This is a genomic window from Streptomyces sp. NPDC053541 (assembly GCF_044544705.1).
Lineage (GTDB): Bacteria > Actinomycetota > Actinomycetes > Streptomycetales > Streptomycetaceae > Streptomyces.
This window is the reverse complement of sequence record NZ_JBITXM010000010.1, coordinates 203,135-219,031: the sequence shown is the minus strand read 5'-3', so window position 1 is coordinate 219,031 and position 15,897 is coordinate 203,135. Positions and strand designations below refer to the sequence as shown.

The following is a 15,897-nucleotide window of genomic DNA, read 5'->3' as shown; positions in this document are numbered from 1 at the left end:
CTCGGCGGCCTGTCGCCGGGGTCACACCGCCGCGTCCCCCGGGTGGCGTACACTTCCCCGCCATGCACTTGTCTGACAACCCCGCCGCCGCCTCCGTCACCACTTCCGTGGCCGAGTGGATCCGCCGCGCCCCCAAGGCCGTCCTGCACGACCACCTCGACGGCGGGCTGCGCCCGGCGACGATCGTCGAACTGGCCCGGGCCTGCGGTTACACCGGGCTCCCCACCGAGGACCCGGCCGAGCTGGCGGTCTGGTTCCGGGACGCCGCCGACTCCGGTTCCCTGGAGCGGTACCTGGAGACCTTCGCCCACACCTGCGCGGTGATGCAGACCCGCGAGGCGCTGGAGCGGATCGCGGCCGAGTGCGCCGAGGACCTGGCCGCCGACGGGGTGGTCTACGCGGAGATCCGCTACGCCCCCGAGCAGCACCTGGCCGGCGGGCTGACCCTCGACGAGGTGGTCGAGGCGGTGAACGACGGCTTCCGCGAGGGCGAGCGCCGCACCGGCGGCCGGATCACCGTCCGCACGCTGCTCACCGGCATGCGGCACACCGACCGCTCGCTGGAGATCGCGCAGCTGACCGTGGCCCACCGGGACAAGGGCGTGGCCGGCTTCGACATCGCCGGCGGCGAGATCGGCAACCCGCCGGCCCGCCACCTGCCCGCCTTCCAGCACCTGAAGCGGGAGAACTGCCACTTCACCATCCACGCGGGCGAGGCCGTCGGCGCGGAGTCGATCCACGAAGCGGTGCAGGTCTGCGGCACCGAGCGGATCGGGCACGGCGTGCGGATCACCGACGACATCGCCGAGGACGGCACGCTCGGCCGGCTCGCCGCCTACGTCCGGGACAACCGGATCGCCCTGGAGGTCTGCCCGACCTCCAACCTCCAGACGGGCGCCGCGAAGGACTACGCCTCGCACCCGATCGACGAGCTGCGCCGGCTCGGCTTCCGGATCACCCTGAACACCGACAACCGGCTGGTCTCCGGCACCACCATGAGCGAGGAGTTCCAGCACATGGTGGACGCCTTCGGCTACGGCCCGGAGGTCTTCGAGGAGTTCACGGTCGCCGCCCTGGAGGCCGCGTTCCTGCCGCTGCCGGAGCGGCAGCGCCTGATCGACGAGGTCGTGCGCCCGGGGTACGCCGCCCTGTAGGACCTTCCGGAGCGCCTCCGTCCCCCGACCGGGGCGGGGGCGCTCCGCCGTGTCCGGACCGGGTCAGGCGAGGGCGGGTACGTCGAGGGTGAGGGTGCCCGCGTCGGCGTCGAGCACGCCGGGTATGCCGAGCGGGACGGTGGGCGCGGCGGCTCCGTGGCCGAAGCCCAGCCGCTCGACGACGGGGACGCCGAGCGTGCCGAGGCGGTCGGCGAGGACGGCGCGCACCTCCTCGTAGGGCCCGCACTCCTCCCACGAGCCGAGGCCGATCCCGGCGACCCCGTCCAGCCAGCCGGAGCGGAGCAGCTGGGTGAGGATGCGGTCGAGACGGTACGGCTCCTCCCCCACGTCCTCCAGGAGGAGCAGCCCGCCCCGGGCGGAGCGGCGGGCGTGCGGCGTGCCGAGGTCGGCGGCGAGCAGGCTGACGCAGCCGCCGAGGGTGACGCCGTGGGCGCGGCCCGGCACCAGGGCGCCGGCGCCCTCCGGGCGGAGGACCCGTACCGACTCGGGCTCGAACAGGGTGGCGCGCAGCGACTCCTGGGTGCGTGCGTCCGTCAGGAAGACGGCGGCGGCGACCATCGGGCCGTGCAGGGTGGCGAGGCCGAGCCGGGTGGCGAAGGCCTCGTGGAGGGCGGTGACGTCGCTGTAGCCGACGAGGACCTTGGGGCCGGCGGCCCGCAGGGCGTCCCAGTCGAGCAGGTCGGTGATCCGCTGGGCTCCGTAGCCGCCGCGGGCGCAGAACACCGCGGACACCTCGGGGTCGCACCAGGCCTCGGCGAGGTCGCGGGCGCGGTCGGCGTCGGTGCCGGCGAGGTGGCCGAGGGTCGGGTGGGCGTCGAGCACGTGCGGGGCGACGACGGGGTCGAGGTCCCAGCCGCGCAGGATGTCGAGCCCGGCCCGGAGGCGGTCCTCGGGGACGGGGCCGCTGGGAGCGACCACGGCCACGCGGGCGCCCGGGCGCAGCCGGGGCGGGCGGACGAGCCCGGGCGTCACGAGCGCAGCTCCAGTTCCGCGAGGTCGTCCCGGGTGATGCCGAAGACGCGGGCGTAGAGGGCGAGTTCGGACTCCAGGGCTCGGATCATGGTCTCGGCGCGGCGGAAGCCGTGGCTCTCGCCGGGGAAGGCGAGGTAGCCGTGCGGGACGCCCCGGCCGGCCATCCGGGCGAGGAGCCGCTCGGCCTGCGCGGGCGGGCACACGGGGTCGTCGAGGCCCTGGAGCAGCAGGAAGGGGGCGGAGATCTTCTCGGCGTGCTCCAGGGGCGAGCGGTCCCGGTAGCGGTCGGGCACCTCGTCGGGCCGGCCGATGAGGGAGTGCATGTACTGCGACTCGAAGTCGTGGGTCTCCCCGGTGGTGAAGGCGGTGGCGTCGAGGACGGGGTAGAGGATGGTGCCGCAGGCGTAGACGTCGGTCCGGCCGAGGGACGCGGCGGCGGTCCAGCCGCCGGCGCTGCCGCCGCGGATGGCGAGGCGCTCGCGGTCGGCGGTGCCCTCGTCGGCGAGGGCGCGGGCCACGGCGGCGCAGTCCTCGACGTCGACCACGCCCCACTGCTCGCGCAGGCGGTTGCGGTACTCCCGGCCGTAGCCGGTGGAGCCGCCGTAGTTGACCACGGCGACCCCGATGCCGCGAGAGGTGAAGTAGGCGATCTCCAGGTCGAGGGCGAGCGGGGCGTGGCCGGTGGGGCCGCCGTGCGCGCACACGATGTAGGGCGGGAGCTCGCCGGCGGGGGCGGTGTGGTCGGGGTGGTGCGGCGGGTGGACGTGGGCGTGGATCTCGCGGTCGTCGGGGCCGGTGAAGGTGCGGATCCGCGGCTCGGGGTAGTGGGCGGGGTCGACGGGGTCCTGGTGCGGGGAGCCGATGACCCGGGTGCGGCCGGTGCAGGTGTCGAGCTCGACGACCTCGTAGGAGCGGCGGGGTCCGGCGGCGACGCCGACCACGCGGGTGCCGTGCACGGCGAGGGTGGCGGCCCAGGCGGTCCAGGGTCCGGTGACGTCGACGAGTTCGCCGCCGGCCGGGTCGAGGATGCCGAGGGTGGTGTCGCCGCGGCCGTGGACGACGGCGACGAGGCCGCTGTCGAGCGACTGGAACCAGCTGAGGCCGAGCTGCCACAGCGGGCCGGCGAACTCCTCGGGGCGCGGGCAGAGCGGGACCGGTTCGGCGCCGGGGGCGGGGGTGCGGTAGAGGTTCCACCAGCCGGTGCGGTCGCTGACGTGCAGGAGCTGGCCGGACGCGGTCCAGCCGACCTGGGGCACGGACTCCTCGGGGCCGCCGGCGACGGTGCGCGGTGCCTCGAAGGTGCCGTCGTCGGTGACGTCGGCGAGCAGCACCTCGGTGCCGTCCCAGGGCATCCGGGGGTGGTCCCAGGCGATCCAGGCGGCCTGCCGGCCGTCCGGGGAGAGCCGGGGTCCGGTGACGAAGCGGTGGGTGTCGTCGGTGAGTTCGCGGATCCGGCCGCGGTCCTCGGCGGCGGAGCCGTCGAGCGGCACGGCGGCGATGACCCGGCGCACGTCGGTGGGCGCGGGACCGGTGAACTCCTCCAGGACGCACCAGACCTCGCCGCGCCCGGGCAGCAGCACCGGGTCGGCCCAGCGCAGGCCCTCGCCGGTGCCGGAGAGCGGGGTGAGCGGCCGGGGGTCCGGGCCGCCGGGTGCGTCGGGCTCGAAGGCGTAGAGCCGCTGGTCGGGGTGGTGGCTGAAGACGACGAGCGGGGTGCCGTCGTCCCGTACGGTGCCGGCCCAGGCCTGGCCCCCGTATTCGAGGACCCTGGTGCGCACGTTCCAGGGGGCGGGGAGCACCGATTCCTCGGTGCCGTCCGGGCGGCGGCGCACCAGGGCGCGCCGTCCGCCCTCGGTGGGCCGCGGGGCGGTCCACCAGACCTCGTCACCGACGAATCCGACGGAGTCGGGCCGCCCGTCGTGGGCCGCGGCGAGCGCGGCGTCGATGGGTGACGGCCAGCTGCCGTAGGTGGCCGTGGTTGCCATCAGGTTCCCCCCTGGTGGGTGTGGTGGTGGGTGCGGGTGCGGGTGTGCGGACCGGCCGGGTGTCAGGCCGTGCGCAGGTAGTGGTCGAGGACGCGGACGCCGAAGTGCAGGGCGTCGACCGGGACGCGTTCGTCCACGCCGTGGAAGAGGGCCCCGTAGTCGAGGTCCGGGGGCAGCTTGAGCGGCGAGAAGCCGTAGCCGGTGATGCCGAGGCGGGAGAACTGCTTGGCGTCGGTGCCGCCGGTCATGGAGAAGGGCACGGTGTGTCCCTCGGGGTCGAAGCGCTCGACCGCGGCGCGCAGCTTGGCGAAGGTCGGCGAGTCGACGGGGGCCTCCAGGGGCACCTCGCGGTGGTGGAACTCCCAGTCCACGCCGGGCCCGGTGAGCCGGTCCATGGTCTCGGTGAACTCGTCCTCGCCGCCGGGCAGCATCCGCCCGTCGACGTAGGCCACGGCCTGGCCGGGGATCACGTTCACCTTGTAGCCGGCGTCCAGCATCGTGGGGTTGCTGCTGTTGCGCAGGGTGGGTGCGACGAGGGCGGCGGCCGGGCCGAGCTTCTCCAGGAGCAGGTCGACGTCGAAGCCGGGGGCGTCGACATCGGTCTCGATGCCGTAGAGCGCGGCGAGTTCGCTCAGGGCGGCGCGGACGGTCCGGGTGATCCGCACCGGCCACTCGTGGGCGCCGATCCGGGCGACGGCGGCGGCGAGCCGGGTCACCGCGTTCTCCGTGTTGATCTTCGAGCCGTGGCCGGCCCGGCCGTGCGCGGTGAGCTTGAGCCAGGCCGTGCCGCGCTCGCCGGCCGCGATCGGGTAGAGCCGGGTGCTCGGGTCCGGGTGGAAGCTGAAGGCGCCGGACTCGCTGATCCCCTCGGTGCAGCCCTCGAAGAGCTGGGCGTGCCGCTCGGCGAGGAAGGCGGAGCCGTCCTCGGCGCTCGCCTCCTCGTCGGCCGTGTAGGCGACGACGATGTCACGGCGCGGCCGGACGCCCTGCCGGGCCCAGGAGCGCACGACGGAGAGCACCATCGCGTCCATGTTCTTCATGTCGACGGCGCCGCGCCCCCACACGACGCCGTCGCGGACCTCGCCGGAGAAGGGGTGCACGGTCCAGTCGGCGGCCTCGGCGGGCACGACGTCCAGGTGGCCGTGGACGAGCAGCGCGTCGGCCGTCGGGTCGGTGCCGGGGATCCGGGCGACGACGTTGGTGCGGCCCGGGGTGCGCTCCAGGAGCGTGGCCTGGAGGCCGGCGTCGGCGAGGCGCTCCGCCACGTACTCGGCGGCGGGGCGCTCGCGGCAGTCGCCGCCGCCCCGGTTGGTGGTGTCGATCCTGATGAGCTCGGACGTGAAGGTGACGACCTCGTCGAGTGCCGTCGCGTCCGGGCCGGGGTGCTGCTCAGCCATACTGCTCCTCCACGGCGGCCGACACAATGGTGGTGACCGCCTTGAACGTGCGAATTGCCTCGTACATCGTCTCGCTGGTGTAGGCGGTGCGCCGCTCGCCACTCCGCTCCGCGCCCGGCACCACCGTGGCGGCGGCGGCCAGGTGCTCGGCGTCGAACTCCAGCTCCACGGTGAAGGGTCCGGCGCTGACCGGCTCGTGCCGGACGGCGAGCGCCGCGGCCTCCTTGGCGGCGGCGCGGATCTCCGCGGCGGTGCGGGCGGGGGTGCGGCAGACCGCCGCGTACCGCGACACGTAGTCCTTGACGGCGACCTTGTGCGCCTCCGGCGCGTAACCGAGGGCGTCCTCGCAGGTGAGGTCGTCGCCGGTGACGAGCACGACGGGGACGCCGAACTCGGCGACCACGCGCGCGTTGAGCAGGCCCTCGCTGGCGCGGACGCCGTCGAGCCAGACGCCGGTGATGGAGTTGGCGAGATAGGTGTGCGCGAGGACGCCCTCGGCGCCGGCGCCGGTGTGATAGCCGACGAAGGCGACGCCGTCCACGTCCCCGTGCTGCACGCCCTCGACCATCGAGAGCGACTTGTGGCGGCCGGTGAGCATCTCGGCCCGCTCGTCGAGCCGCTCCAGGAGCAGATTGCGCATGGACCAGTGCGCCTCGTTGATCAGCACCTCGTCGGCGCCGCCGTCGAAGAAGCCGAGCACCGCCGCGTTCACGTCGGAGGTGAACATGGACCGGCACCGCTCCCACTGCGGCGTGCCGGGCAGCACGTCGGCGGGCCAGGTCACGCCGGTGGCGCCTTCCATGTCGGCGCTGATCAGGATCTTCATGCCTGGCACCGTACGCGCCGAGCGGCAGGCCCCACCACCCCTGTGGAAAAGTGTCGAAGGCGTGGACCGGTGACGCCGGTTCGGGCCCGGGGGCGTGCGGTCGGGAGTGCGATCGGGGCGGGTGGTCCGGGGCCGGTGCCGGGTGGTCCGGGGCCGGTGCGGGGCGGTCCGGGGCCGGTGCCGCGCCGCCGGTGATTCGGGCGAATCCTTTCATCTCGTGCGTATAGGCTGTCGGCCGCAGAATTTCCCTCCCGATTCGCAGGAGACCCCTCGGTGACCACCTCGCTCGCCCCGTCCGAAGTCCCGTCCCCCTCCGCCGAGCCGGCCGTCGACACCGGCGAGTGGGTCGAGCCCGCCGCGCAGGCCGTCGCCGAGGCCGTGGTCCGCGACGCCCGCGACTTCGGGGTGTACGCGCGGACCGGCGGCTGGGCCTTCGCGCTCAAGGTGGCCCGCAGCGTGCGGCCCGGCGGCCAGGCCGCGGAGGGCACGGACAAGGTGTCCGCGAAGGCCTTCGCGGAGCTGGCCGGCTGCTCGCCCGAGCGCGTGATGCGCTACTACAAGGCGTGGGACATGGCGGCGGACGACGGGCTCGTGCCGCAGTTCGAGGCGCTGGAGCCCGGCGCGGAGGTCGAGCTTCCGGAGGCCGACGTCTGGCTGTCGTACTACTCCTCGCGCAACAGCGCGACCTCCGTGCGCGGACACGCGATCAGCGCGGCCGCGGAGGCGGAGGGCATCAAGCCGACGAAGGCGCTGGAGGTCGCGGAGAACCCCACGGCCCTGCGCGCCGCGATCCTCGCCGACCCCGGCACCGCGGAGGCGGCGCGCGGCGCGCTGCTCGACCGCATGAAGGAGGACCCGGCCCTCCAGACCGAGATGGCCCGCGCCATCGCCCGCACCGGCGACCTGAAGAAGGCGGTGGCCCAGGAGGCGAAGGCCGCCGACCGCATCGAGTACGTCCGCCAGATCGCCGAGGGCGGCCGGATCAAGACCCCGGCCGGCCAGACCGTCCCCGCCCCGCCGGAGCTCCGCGCCGAGGCCGAGCGCCACCTGTCCCTCATCGACGAGCTCGACGACTCGGAGGAGGCCGGCGAGTGGGCCGGCGAGGCGTACGAGACGGTCCGCACGATGGTCGCCAAGGCGGTCGAGGAGAACCCGGAGCTGCGGGTCCAGGAGCGCCGCACCAAGTTCTACAACAGCCTCCAGAAGGCCACGAAGGTCTTCGAGGAACTGACCCTCGACGAGGTCCTGGAGGAGGACGTCGTCGAGGAGGACATGCTCCAGCGCCTGGAGGCCCTCCAGGCGGCGATCGGCGCCTGCATCAGCGCCCTGCGCAAGGCGACGACGCCGGGGGCCGCCGAGGCCACCGGGACCGCCGGGGCCACCGAGACGGCGGACGAGGGCTGAGGGAGCGGGCGCGACGCCCTCCCCCGCAGCGAGACCCCCGGGCCGCCCGCCCCCTCAGGGCCGCTCCCGGGCCCCTCAGTCCTCGTGGCCCAGCTGAAGATCGCGTTCCGTGCGGCCGCCGCCGGCGACCTGGAGGACGGTGGCGACCGGGGGGTAGCCGGCGGCGATGACCGTGTATGCGCCGGACGCGAGGTCGACGAAGCGGAAGGTGCCGTCGGGGCCGGTGGTGAGGGTGTCGACGACGTTGCCGGCGGCGTCGAGGAGGGTGACGCGGGCGTCCTCGACGGGGCGGCCGGCGCCGGCGCGGACGGTGCCGCGGAGGACCGAGCCGCCGGCGAGTTCGATGTCCTGGCGGGTCTCGCGGGAGGACTGGACGGTGACCGGGAGGGCGGCCGGGCGGAAGGCGGGGGCGCTGGCGGCGAGGGTGTACTCGCCGGCGACCAGCTCGCCGATGACGTAGCCGCCCTCGCGCCCGCTGCGGGTGGAGGCGACGACCTCGCCGCGTACGTCGGTGAGGGTGACGGCGGCGTCGCCGACCGGGGTGCCGTCGGCGGTGACGACCGTGCCGGCGAGCCGGCCCGCGCCGCCGAGGACGACGTCGAGTTCGACCGGGCGGTCCCCCACCGTCACCGAGACGGCCTGCGGCTGGTGCCCGCCGGCGGCGGCGATCAGCACGTACGCGCCGGCGCCGGGCACGCTCAGCGCGTACCGTCCGTCGTCGCCGCTCGCGCCGCGGCCGATCTGCCGGCCGGTGACGTCGATGAGGGTGAGGGCGGCGCGCGGCACGCAGCTGCCGTCGGGGTGCTGGACGTGGCCGCAGACGGGGACGCCGGACACGGGCGGGGCGGTGCGGGCCGGTGGGATGGGGGTGGTGGCCTCGGCGGCGGGGGTGTGGTGGGACACCAGCGGTTTCTCCTTGAGGAAGAAGGCGAGGACGAGGCCGAGCGCGAGGACCGGCACGAGGTAGAGGAAGATCCGGGGCATCGCGTCGGCGTACGCCTGGACGAACGCGTCCCGGAGGGCGGGCGGCAGGGCGTGCACGGACTGCGGGGTGACCGACTCGGCCGGCGGCAGCGCGCCCGCGCTGTCCCGGGGCAGCCGCTCGGCGAGGGCGTCGTCGAGGCGGGCGGCGAAGAGCGTGCCGAAGACGGCGGCGCCGACGCTGCCGCCGATCTGCCGGAAGTAGTTGTGCGCGCTGGTGGCGGTGCCGAGGTCGGCTGGCCGCACCGAGTTCTGCACGGCGAGCACCAGGACCGGCATGATCAGGCCGATGCCGGTGCCGAGCACCGCCTGCCACAGGCTGTGCTGGAGGCGCGGGGTGTCGGTGTCCATCCGGGAGAGCAGCCACATGCCGAGGGTGGCGACGGCGGCACCGGCCACCGGGTAGGCCTTGTAGCGGCCGGTGCGGCTGATGAGCTGCCCGGAGACGACGGACGCGACGACGATGCCGCCCATGAGCGGGAGCATCAGCAGCCCGGACTCGGTGGCGCTGGCGCCCTCGACCATCTGCAGGAAGGTGGGCAGATAGCTGGCGGCGCCGAAGAGGGCGATGCCGACGACGGCGCCGACCAGGCTGGTGACGGTGAAGACGGAGTCGCGGAACAGCCGCAGCGGGATGAGGGGTTCGGGCGCGAAGCGCTCGACGACGAGGAAGAGCGCGGCGGCCGCCGCCGCGCCGGCCCCGAGGCCGACGATGACCCGCGAGTCCCAGGCGTACTCGGTGCCGCCCCAACTGGTGAGCAGCACCAGGCAGGTGGACGCGGCGGCGAGCAGCAGCGTGCCGAGCCAGTCGAAGCGGGCCCGCGCGATGGGCTTGGGGAGCTTGAGGACGAGGGCGACGACGGCCAGGGTGACCAGGCCGAAGGGCACGTTGAAGTAGAAGCACCAGCGCCAGGAGACGTGGTCGGTGAAGAAGCCGCCGAGCAGCGGACCGGCGACCGAGGCGAGGCCGAAGACGGCGCCGATCAGGCCCATGTAGCGGCCGCGTTCCCGGGACGGCACGATGTCGGCGATGATCGCCTGGACGCCGATCATCAGGCCGCCGGCACCGACGCCCTGGAGGGCGCGGAAGGCGATGAGCTGGTCCATGGTGCGCGACCAGCCGGCCAGCCCGGAGCCGATGACGAAGACGACGATGGCGAAGACGAAGACGCCCTTGCGGCCGAGCAGGTCGCCGAGCTTGCCGTAGACCGGCAGGCCGATGGTGGCGGTGAGCAGATAGGCCGTGATCGCCCAGGACATGCGGTCCAGGCCCTGGAGTTCGCCGACGATCTTCGGCAGCGCGGTGGCGACGATCATCTGCTCCAGCGCGGCCAGGAGCAGCGCGAGCATCAGGCCGACGAAGACCAGCCGGACCCGGCGGGGGTCGAGCGCCGCTGCCGCGTCCGCGTCCGGACCCGGGTCTACGGGACTCGAAGCCCCCGAAGCACCCGCAGGAGCCTCCGTACCCGAAGGAGCCGCCGCACCCGAGGGGTCCTCGGGTCCCGGGCCGGCCGGGGGCGCCTCGTGGGCCGGGGCCGGGGCCCGGGCCGGTTCGGCGTCTTTCACGCTCGTGATGGCACCCACCTGCTGCTCCCCTCGACCCGGCCGTGGCTCGTCACGGCCCCTGCGCGCGCCATTCTTCGCATTGCGCGCGAAGCAGGAGCAAGTCGGGCGGTACGGGGGCGGGGTGGGACCGGGGCGCCTGAACCTCCCTGCGGGACGGCGCACTTGGGGCGCTCATCAGCGCGTTTACCGAATGACGCGCGACCCCCGGGTGCGCCGGGCACTCTTGCGGGGGTCGCGCGGAAACCACTCGAATCGGTGACGATTCGGGGCGTTACTTCATGGTTCCGGTTTCCCGGGGCTACTTCTCGACCTCGGCGGCCAGGTTGGCGAGCACCGCGTCGTAGATCCGGGCGAGGCCCTTGGGCGCGAAGGTGCGCTCGAAGAAGCCGCCGATGCCGCCGGCGCCGTTCCAGACGGTGGTGACGACGGCCTTGGAGCGGCCCTCGCCGGCCGGGGTGACGGTCCAGGTGGTGACCATGGAGGAGTTGCGGTCCTTCTCGACCAGCTGCCCGTCGGTGGGCTCGGTGACCTCCAGGAGGCAGTCGCGGACCCGCTTGCTGGTGGCCTGGAGCTTCCAGTGGACGAGGGTGCCCTCGCCGTCGCCGCCCTCGCGCACCTCGTACTCGCTGAAGTGCTCGGGGAGCAGCTTCCCGCGCGTGCCGGTGTAGTCGGCGAGCGCGTCGAACACCTTCTCCGCGTCGGCGGCGACGATCCGCTCCGTCGTGGCCTCGACCTGCGCCATGGCACTTCCTCCAGCTGTTCTCGTGGTGCTCACGGGGATGTGGGCCAAGCCAACCACCTGGGCGCCGGGGCCCAAAATCCGGGTTGCAGCGATCAAGGGAACACCTGTTCTATTCTGGCACCCATCACCGCTCACCGAGGAGGCGTCCATGCGCTGGGACCATCTGGCCGACACCCCGGGCACGCCCGCCGCTCCGGCCGCTCCCGCCGAGATCGCGCTGTTCGGCCGGGACGCCGTGACCACCCGGACCTTCGACACGCCCGAGTTCCGCGGGATCACCTTCCACGAGGTGCGGGCGAAGTCGATCGTGAACCGGGTGCCCGGCGCCTCCCGGATGCCGTTCGAGTGGACGGTCAACCCGTACCGCGGCTGCACGCACGCGTGCGTGTACTGCTTCGCCCGCAAGACGCACAGCTACCTGGACCTGGACACGGGCATCGGCTTCGACTCGCAGATCGTGGTGAAGGTGAACGCGCCGGAGCTGCTGCGCGCCCACCTCGCCTCGCCGCGCTGGCAGGGCGCGCACATCGCGATGGGCACCAACGTGGACTGCTACCAGCGGGCGGAGGGCCGCTACCGGTTGATGCCGGGCATCCTGGAGGCGCTGCGGGACCGGGCCAACCCCTTCTCGATCCTCACCAAGGGCACGCTCATCCTGCGCGACCTGGAGCTGCTGCGGCAGGCCGCCGAGGTGACCGAGGTCGGGGTCTCCGTCTCGGTCGGCTTCACCGACCAGGAGCTGTGGCGCACCGTCGAGCCCGGCACCCCGGCCCCCGAGCGGCGCCTGGACGTCGTGCGGACCCTCGCCGCGCACGGCATCGGCTGCGGGGTCCTGATGGCGCCGGTCATCCCCTTCCTCGGGGACCGGCCGGAGCAGCTGCGGGCCACCGTCCGCGCGGTCGCCGAGGCCGGCGCGACCTCGGTCACCCCGCTGGTGCTGCACCTGCGGCCGGGCGCCCGCGAGTGGTTCCTCGGCTGGCTCGGCCGCCACCATCCCGGACTGGTCCCGCGGTACGAGCGCATGTACGCGGGCGGCGCCTACGCGCCCACCTGGTACCAGCGCCGGATCACCCGTCAGGTGCACGAGCTGGCCGCCGAGTTCGGCATCGGCCCGGCGGACCGCGGGACCGGGCGCCGGGGACACCGGCCGGAACGCCGGCCCGCCCCCGCACCCGTACCCGAGCACCACGCGCGCGTGTCCGAGCCGGAGCAGCTGACCCTCCTCTGAGCTCCGGGGCCGCGAAGCCCTGCGCCACGAACGGCCCGGACAGCTCGGACGACCCGGACGGATCCGACGGCTGATGCGGCTCCGGCGGCTCGGGGGGTCCGGCAGCGTCGTCCTGACGGCGCGTCATGTCTGCCGAACGGGTCAACTCCGCGCCGAACCGGTCCTTTCGCGCCCCGCACGGGGCACGCACGCCGTATGACACCCCGCGCAGGCATGCTGATCGCCGCTGGGGCGCTGGTCGCCGGGACGGTCGCCGTCCTGCCCGCGCCCGCCACCGCCGCGAGCGAGCCCGTACCGACCACCCGTCCCGTGGCCCCGCTCACCTGGACCGACTGTCCGACCCGGGCCTATCCGAAGCTCCAGTGCGCCACCCTCCGGGTGCCGCTCAACCACGACGACCCGGCCGGCCGGAGCATCTCGCTCGCCCTCACCCGGGTCGCGCACACCGCGAAGACCTTCCAGGGCCCGCTGCTGGTCAACCCGGGCGGCCCGGGCGGCAGCGGCCGGGGGATGGCCGGTTACGTCGCGGCCTCGCTGCCGCCGAAGGTGGCCGCGCAGTACGACGTCATCGGCTTCGACCCGCGCGGCGTCGGCAAGAGCGAGCCCGCCCTGAACTGCCGCCCCGGGCACTTCGACCCGGTGCGCCCGGACTCCGTGCCGCACGGCGCGGAGGGCGAGCGGACGAACCTGGAGCGGGCCCAGGCCTTCGCCAAGGCCTGCGGCGACAAGTACGCCGACGTCCTGCCGTACGTCGACACCGTCTCCACCGCGCACGACATGGACGCCGTCCGCGCCGCGCTCGGCGCCCCGAGGATCAACTACCTCGGCTACTCCTACGGCACCTACCTCGGCGCCGTGTACGCGCGGCTCCACCCCGACCGGGTCCGGCGGATGGCCCTGGACTCCGTGGTCAACCCGCACGGGGTCTGGTACGAGGACAACCTCGCGCAGGACTACGCCTTCGACACCCGGCACAAGGACTTCGCCGCCTGGGTGGCCCGCAACGACGCGACCTACCGGCTCGGCACCGACCCGACGGCGGTCGAGGCGGCCTGGTACCGGATGCGCGACGAGCTGGCGGAGGCGCCGGCCGGCGGCAAGGTCGGCCCGGGCGAGCTGGAGGACACGTATCTGCCCGGCGGCTACTACAACGGCTACTGGCCGCGGCTCGCGACCGCCTTCGCCGCCTACGTCAACGACCGTGACAGCGCGCCGCTGGTGAAGGCGTACGAGGACTACGGGGCGGCGGACGCGGCGGCCGAGAACGGCTACTCGGTCTACGCGAGCGTGCAGTGCAGGGACGCGGCCTGGCCGCGCGACTGGAGCGTGTGGCGCAAGGACAACTGGGAGACCCACGCCAAGGCGCCGTTCTCCACCTGGAACAACGCCTGGTACAACGCGCCGTGCGCCTTCTGGCCGGTCGAGCCGCTGTCCCCGCCGGACGTGCACAACGACGAGGTGCCGCCCACGCTGATCCTCCAGGCCACCGACGACGCCGCCACGCCGTACGAGGGCGGGGTCGCCCTGCACCGGATGATGCGCGGCTCCAGCCTGGTGGTGGAGGAGGGCGGCGGCAACCACGGGGTGACGCTGGCCGGCAACGACTGCATGGACGCGCACCTCGCCGCGTACCTCTCCTCCGGCAAGGTGCCGCGCGGCGCGGCCGGCGCGGAGGCGGACGCGGTCTGCGAGACGCTCCCCGAGCCGGAGCCCGCGAAGGCCGCCGCCACCCGCGGCGCGGCCCCGGCGGCGGGCACCACCCTGCACGGGCTGCTCGGCCACGTGCGCTGACGGCCCGCCGGCCACCGGGACCCCGGGAATCGCCGCCGCCGGCGACGTACGCGGCTACGGCGTTCCCGGGGTCCCGGTCGGTGCGGGGGGCCTCGGACAGGCGACCGTGCCCGGCTTCACCGTGAGGCTCAGCCTGGGGGTGGTGAGCAGGCCGGGGATCTGCATGTCCTGGGCGGTGCCGGTGATGGCGTCGAACTTGGCGTAGCGGGCCTGGATGCCGAAGCGGTGCTGGGGGCTGTCGAGCGGGTTGGGGACGTACGCGCCGGTCGCGTCCTTCACGGTCCTCACGTCGGCGCCGTTGACGTTGAGGTCGACGATGCCGTCCATGTCGAGTTCGCCGGTGGCGCTGCGCAGGTCGAGGACGGTGTTCCTGGTGCGGATCTCCCAGGTGCCGGGGTCGGTGTCGCCGAGGGTCAGCAGCAGGGTGTAGGTGAGGCCGGCGATCTGCTGGCGCTGGCTCAGGCACAGCCCGTTGACGACCCCGTCCGCGAAGCCCATGCGGAGCACGCGCAGGGTGCCGGTGGTGCCGTCCGGCCGGACCACGGTCTGGTCGACGACGGCGGCGCCGTACTGGGTGCCGTAGAGGCTGCTGGTGGTGAAGTCCACCGGCCGGTCCTGGATGTGCAGGTCGAGGGCGAGCGCGCCGCCGGACAGGGCGGCCGTCAGGGAGCCGGCCGCGAGCAGGGCGGGCAGGGCGACGGCGAGGGAGCGCCGCCAGTGGGTGCGCCCCTCCTCGGGGGCGGGTGCGGGGCTCGGGTTCATGGGCTGGTCACCGTGATCGTGCCGGGCAGGTGGACGGGGTTGTCGGTGGAGTTCAGGGCGGCGTGGTCGTCGACGGTGCGGATCGCGTAGATGGTGCCGCGGAAGTTGGTGGCGCCGGAGGTCAGCGGGATGAACTGGCCGAAGAAGTCGAGCAGGCCCTGGATGTGGCAGGCGATGAGCAGCACGCAGATGTTGTCGATGGTGCCCCACATGGTGGTGGTCTCGGCCTTGCCCGCGCTGTCGTAGCCGCCGAGGGAGCCCTCGTTCGGCACGTCGATGGTGAGGGTGTGGCCGGCGGCGCGCTGGGTGACGCTCATGTGCCGGGCGATCTTGAGCTTGGTGAAGGTGTACTTGTTCGTGACCACCTGGGTGCCGTCGGAGAGCCGGATGGTGACGCCCTGTTCGACGGTCAGCGACACGGCGACCAGGCTGTCGATGCGTACGTCCAGGGGGTACGGGGAGGGCAGGAAGGGCACGCCCTGCGGGACGACCTCGGCCGCCGGGCGCGGGGCGGCGCTGCCGGTGCGGCCGGGAACGACGGCCGTGGCGACGGCGGCGAGGAGCACGGTGGCGACGGCGAGCGCGCGGCGCATCAGCCCTCCTCCGCGACGCGGGGCGCCTGCGGGCCGCCGGTCGGGCGCCGGCGAGCCGGGCGCTTGGGGCCCCAGCCGACGGTCATCGAGGCGCCGAGGACGCCGAGCGCCATCCCGGCCAGGAAGCCGCCCAGGTTGGACACGACCAGCGAGACGACCGCGAGGACGGCGCCGATGAGGCCGAAGGTGTAGCGCTGGCGGGGTGCGGCGATCGGGATCAGTCCGCACAGGATCATGCCGCCGCCGGTGAGGTAGCCGGCCACTCCCCCGAAGCCGGTGCTCACGATCAACTGCACCGAGCTGAGCGAGAACTTGAGCACCGTCCAGCCGCCCGCGACCAGCCACAGGCCGCCCCAGAACGGCCGGGTGCGCCGGAAGGCCCGGAACCAGCGCCGGGCGGCGCCCGCCTTCGCCCGTACCACCGCCGCCTTCTCCCGTACCACCGCCGCCTTCTCCCGTACCGCTGCCGCCGTCC

13 protein-coding genes are annotated in these 15,897 nt (G+C 74.2%); 4 read left to right on the top strand and 9 right to left on the bottom strand.

Going from position 1 to position 15,897, the window contains the following annotated elements; genetic code table 11:
- The first annotated feature begins 62 nt into the window (after positions 1 to 62).
- Complete coding sequence (locus ACIGW2_RS25655; RefSeq protein WP_399846221.1) at positions 63 to 1,154, top strand: adenosine deaminase; 1,092 nt, start codon at positions 63 to 65, stop codon at positions 1,152 to 1,154.
- 63 nt (positions 1,155 to 1,217) lie between these two features.
- Here ACIGW2_RS25655 and ACIGW2_RS25650 read toward each other — a convergent pair whose 3' ends face one another.
- The 4 genes from ACIGW2_RS25650 to ACIGW2_RS25635 form a co-directional block, all read right to left on the bottom strand.
- Positions 1,218 to 2,147 (bottom strand): LD-carboxypeptidase, encoded by a 930-nt coding sequence (locus ACIGW2_RS25650; protein WP_391656076.1) that lies wholly within the window; start codon positions 2,145 to 2,147, stop codon positions 1,218 to 1,220.
- Positions 2,144 to 4,132 (bottom strand): prolyl oligopeptidase family serine peptidase, encoded by a 1,989-nt coding sequence (locus ACIGW2_RS25645; RefSeq protein ID WP_399846219.1) that lies wholly within the window; start codon positions 4,130 to 4,132, stop codon positions 2,144 to 2,146. The genes ACIGW2_RS25650 and ACIGW2_RS25645 overlap by 4 nt, the downstream gene beginning before the upstream one ends.
- Positions 4,133 to 4,194: 62 nt before the next feature.
- Positions 4,195 to 5,529: a M20/M25/M40 family metallo-hydrolase gene (locus ACIGW2_RS25640; protein WP_391656078.1), complete on the bottom strand. Its 1,335-nt coding sequence runs from the start codon at positions 5,527 to 5,529 to the stop codon at positions 4,195 to 4,197.
- Complete coding sequence (locus tag ACIGW2_RS25635) at positions 5,522 to 6,355, bottom strand: M55 family metallopeptidase (protein WP_391656079.1); 834 nt, start codon at positions 6,353 to 6,355, stop codon at positions 5,522 to 5,524. Before ACIGW2_RS25635 ends, ACIGW2_RS25640 begins: the two co-directional genes overlap by 8 nt.
- Positions 6,356 to 6,628: 273 nt before the next feature.
- Here ACIGW2_RS25635 and ACIGW2_RS25630 point away from each other — a divergent pair, with 273 nt between their 5' ends.
- Complete coding sequence (locus ACIGW2_RS25630; RefSeq protein ID WP_399846215.1) at positions 6,629 to 7,759, top strand: hypothetical protein; 1,131 nt, start codon at positions 6,629 to 6,631, stop codon at positions 7,757 to 7,759.
- A 75-nt stretch (positions 7,760 to 7,834) separates the two neighbouring features.
- Here the strand turns inward: ACIGW2_RS25630 and ACIGW2_RS25625 are convergent, their stop codons facing one another.
- Together ACIGW2_RS25625 and ACIGW2_RS25620 are read right to left on the bottom strand one after the other, a co-directional pair.
- Positions 7,835 to 10,324 carry an MFS transporter gene (locus tag ACIGW2_RS25625; RefSeq protein ID WP_399846212.1) on the bottom strand — a complete coding sequence of 830 codons (2,490 nt, stop codon included), beginning with the start codon at positions 10,322 to 10,324 and terminating at the stop codon, positions 7,835 to 7,837.
- A gap of 280 nt (positions 10,325 to 10,604) precedes the next feature.
- Positions 10,605 to 11,048: an SRPBCC family protein gene (locus ACIGW2_RS25620; protein ID WP_356065264.1), complete on the bottom strand. Its 444-nt coding sequence runs from the start codon at positions 11,046 to 11,048 to the stop codon at positions 10,605 to 10,607.
- 148 nt (positions 11,049 to 11,196) lie between these two features.
- Here ACIGW2_RS25620 and ACIGW2_RS25615 point away from each other — a divergent pair, with 148 nt between their 5' ends.
- Entirely contained in the window at positions 11,197 to 12,276 is a 1,080-nt protein-coding gene (locus ACIGW2_RS25615; protein WP_391656082.1) for an Rv2578c family radical SAM protein, read from the top strand.
- 195 nt (positions 12,277 to 12,471) lie between these two features.
- A complete protein-coding gene (locus ACIGW2_RS25610; protein ID WP_399846208.1) occupies positions 12,472 to 14,067 on the top strand; it encodes an alpha/beta hydrolase in 1,596 nt (531 codons plus the stop codon).
- A 54-nt stretch (positions 14,068 to 14,121) separates the two neighbouring features.
- Here ACIGW2_RS25610 and ACIGW2_RS25605 read toward each other — a convergent pair whose 3' ends face one another.
- From ACIGW2_RS25605 to ACIGW2_RS25595, 3 genes are read right to left on the bottom strand one after another with little or no spacing between them, the layout of a single operon-like run.
- Positions 14,122 to 14,829, bottom strand: a complete 708-nt coding sequence (locus ACIGW2_RS25605) for a DUF6230 family protein (protein WP_399846205.1) — start codon at positions 14,827 to 14,829, stop codon at positions 14,122 to 14,124.
- Positions 14,826 to 15,422: a hypothetical protein gene (locus ACIGW2_RS25600; protein ID WP_356065274.1), complete on the bottom strand. Its 597-nt coding sequence runs from the start codon at positions 15,420 to 15,422 to the stop codon at positions 14,826 to 14,828. Before ACIGW2_RS25600 ends, ACIGW2_RS25605 begins: the two co-directional genes overlap by 4 nt.
- The gene (locus tag ACIGW2_RS25595) at positions 15,422 to 15,865 is read right to left on the bottom strand and encodes a DUF6114 domain-containing protein (RefSeq protein WP_399846203.1); all 444 of its coding nucleotides are present in this window, start codon (positions 15,863 to 15,865) and stop codon (positions 15,422 to 15,424) included. Before ACIGW2_RS25595 ends, ACIGW2_RS25600 begins: the two co-directional genes overlap by 1 nt.
- Between the last annotated feature and the right edge of the window lie 32 nt (positions 15,866 to 15,897).

What these genes read in the sequence shown, in the direction of transcription:
- ACIGW2_RS25615 (WP_391656082.1), top strand. Translation starts at nt 11,197, where the DNA reads ATGCGCTGGGACCATCTGGCCGACACCCCGGGCACGCCCGCCGCTCCG.
- ACIGW2_RS25610 (WP_399846208.1), top strand. Translation starts at nt 12,472, where the DNA reads ATGACACCCCGCGCAGGCATGCTGATCGCCGCTGGGGCGCTGGTCGCC.
- ACIGW2_RS25620 (WP_356065264.1), bottom strand. Translation starts at nt 11,048, where the DNA reads ATGGCGCAGGTCGAGGCCACGACGGAGCGGATCGTCGCCGCCGACGCG.
- ACIGW2_RS25655 (WP_399846221.1), top strand. Translation starts at nt 63, where the DNA reads ATGCACTTGTCTGACAACCCCGCCGCCGCCTCCGTCACCACTTCCGTG.
- ACIGW2_RS25635 (WP_391656079.1), bottom strand. Translation starts at nt 6,355, where the DNA reads ATGAAGATCCTGATCAGCGCCGACATGGAAGGCGCCACCGGCGTGACC.
- ACIGW2_RS25600 (WP_356065274.1), bottom strand. Translation starts at nt 15,422, where the DNA reads ATGCGCCGCGCGCTCGCCGTCGCCACCGTGCTCCTCGCCGCCGTCGCC.
- ACIGW2_RS25605 (WP_399846205.1), bottom strand. Translation starts at nt 14,829, where the DNA reads ATGAACCCGAGCCCCGCACCCGCCCCCGAGGAGGGGCGCACCCACTGG.
- ACIGW2_RS25640 (WP_391656078.1), bottom strand. Translation starts at nt 5,529, where the DNA reads ATGGCTGAGCAGCACCCCGGCCCGGACGCGACGGCACTCGACGAGGTC.
- ACIGW2_RS25645 (WP_399846219.1), bottom strand. Translation starts at nt 4,132, where the DNA reads ATGGCAACCACGGCCACCTACGGCAGCTGGCCGTCACCCATCGACGCC.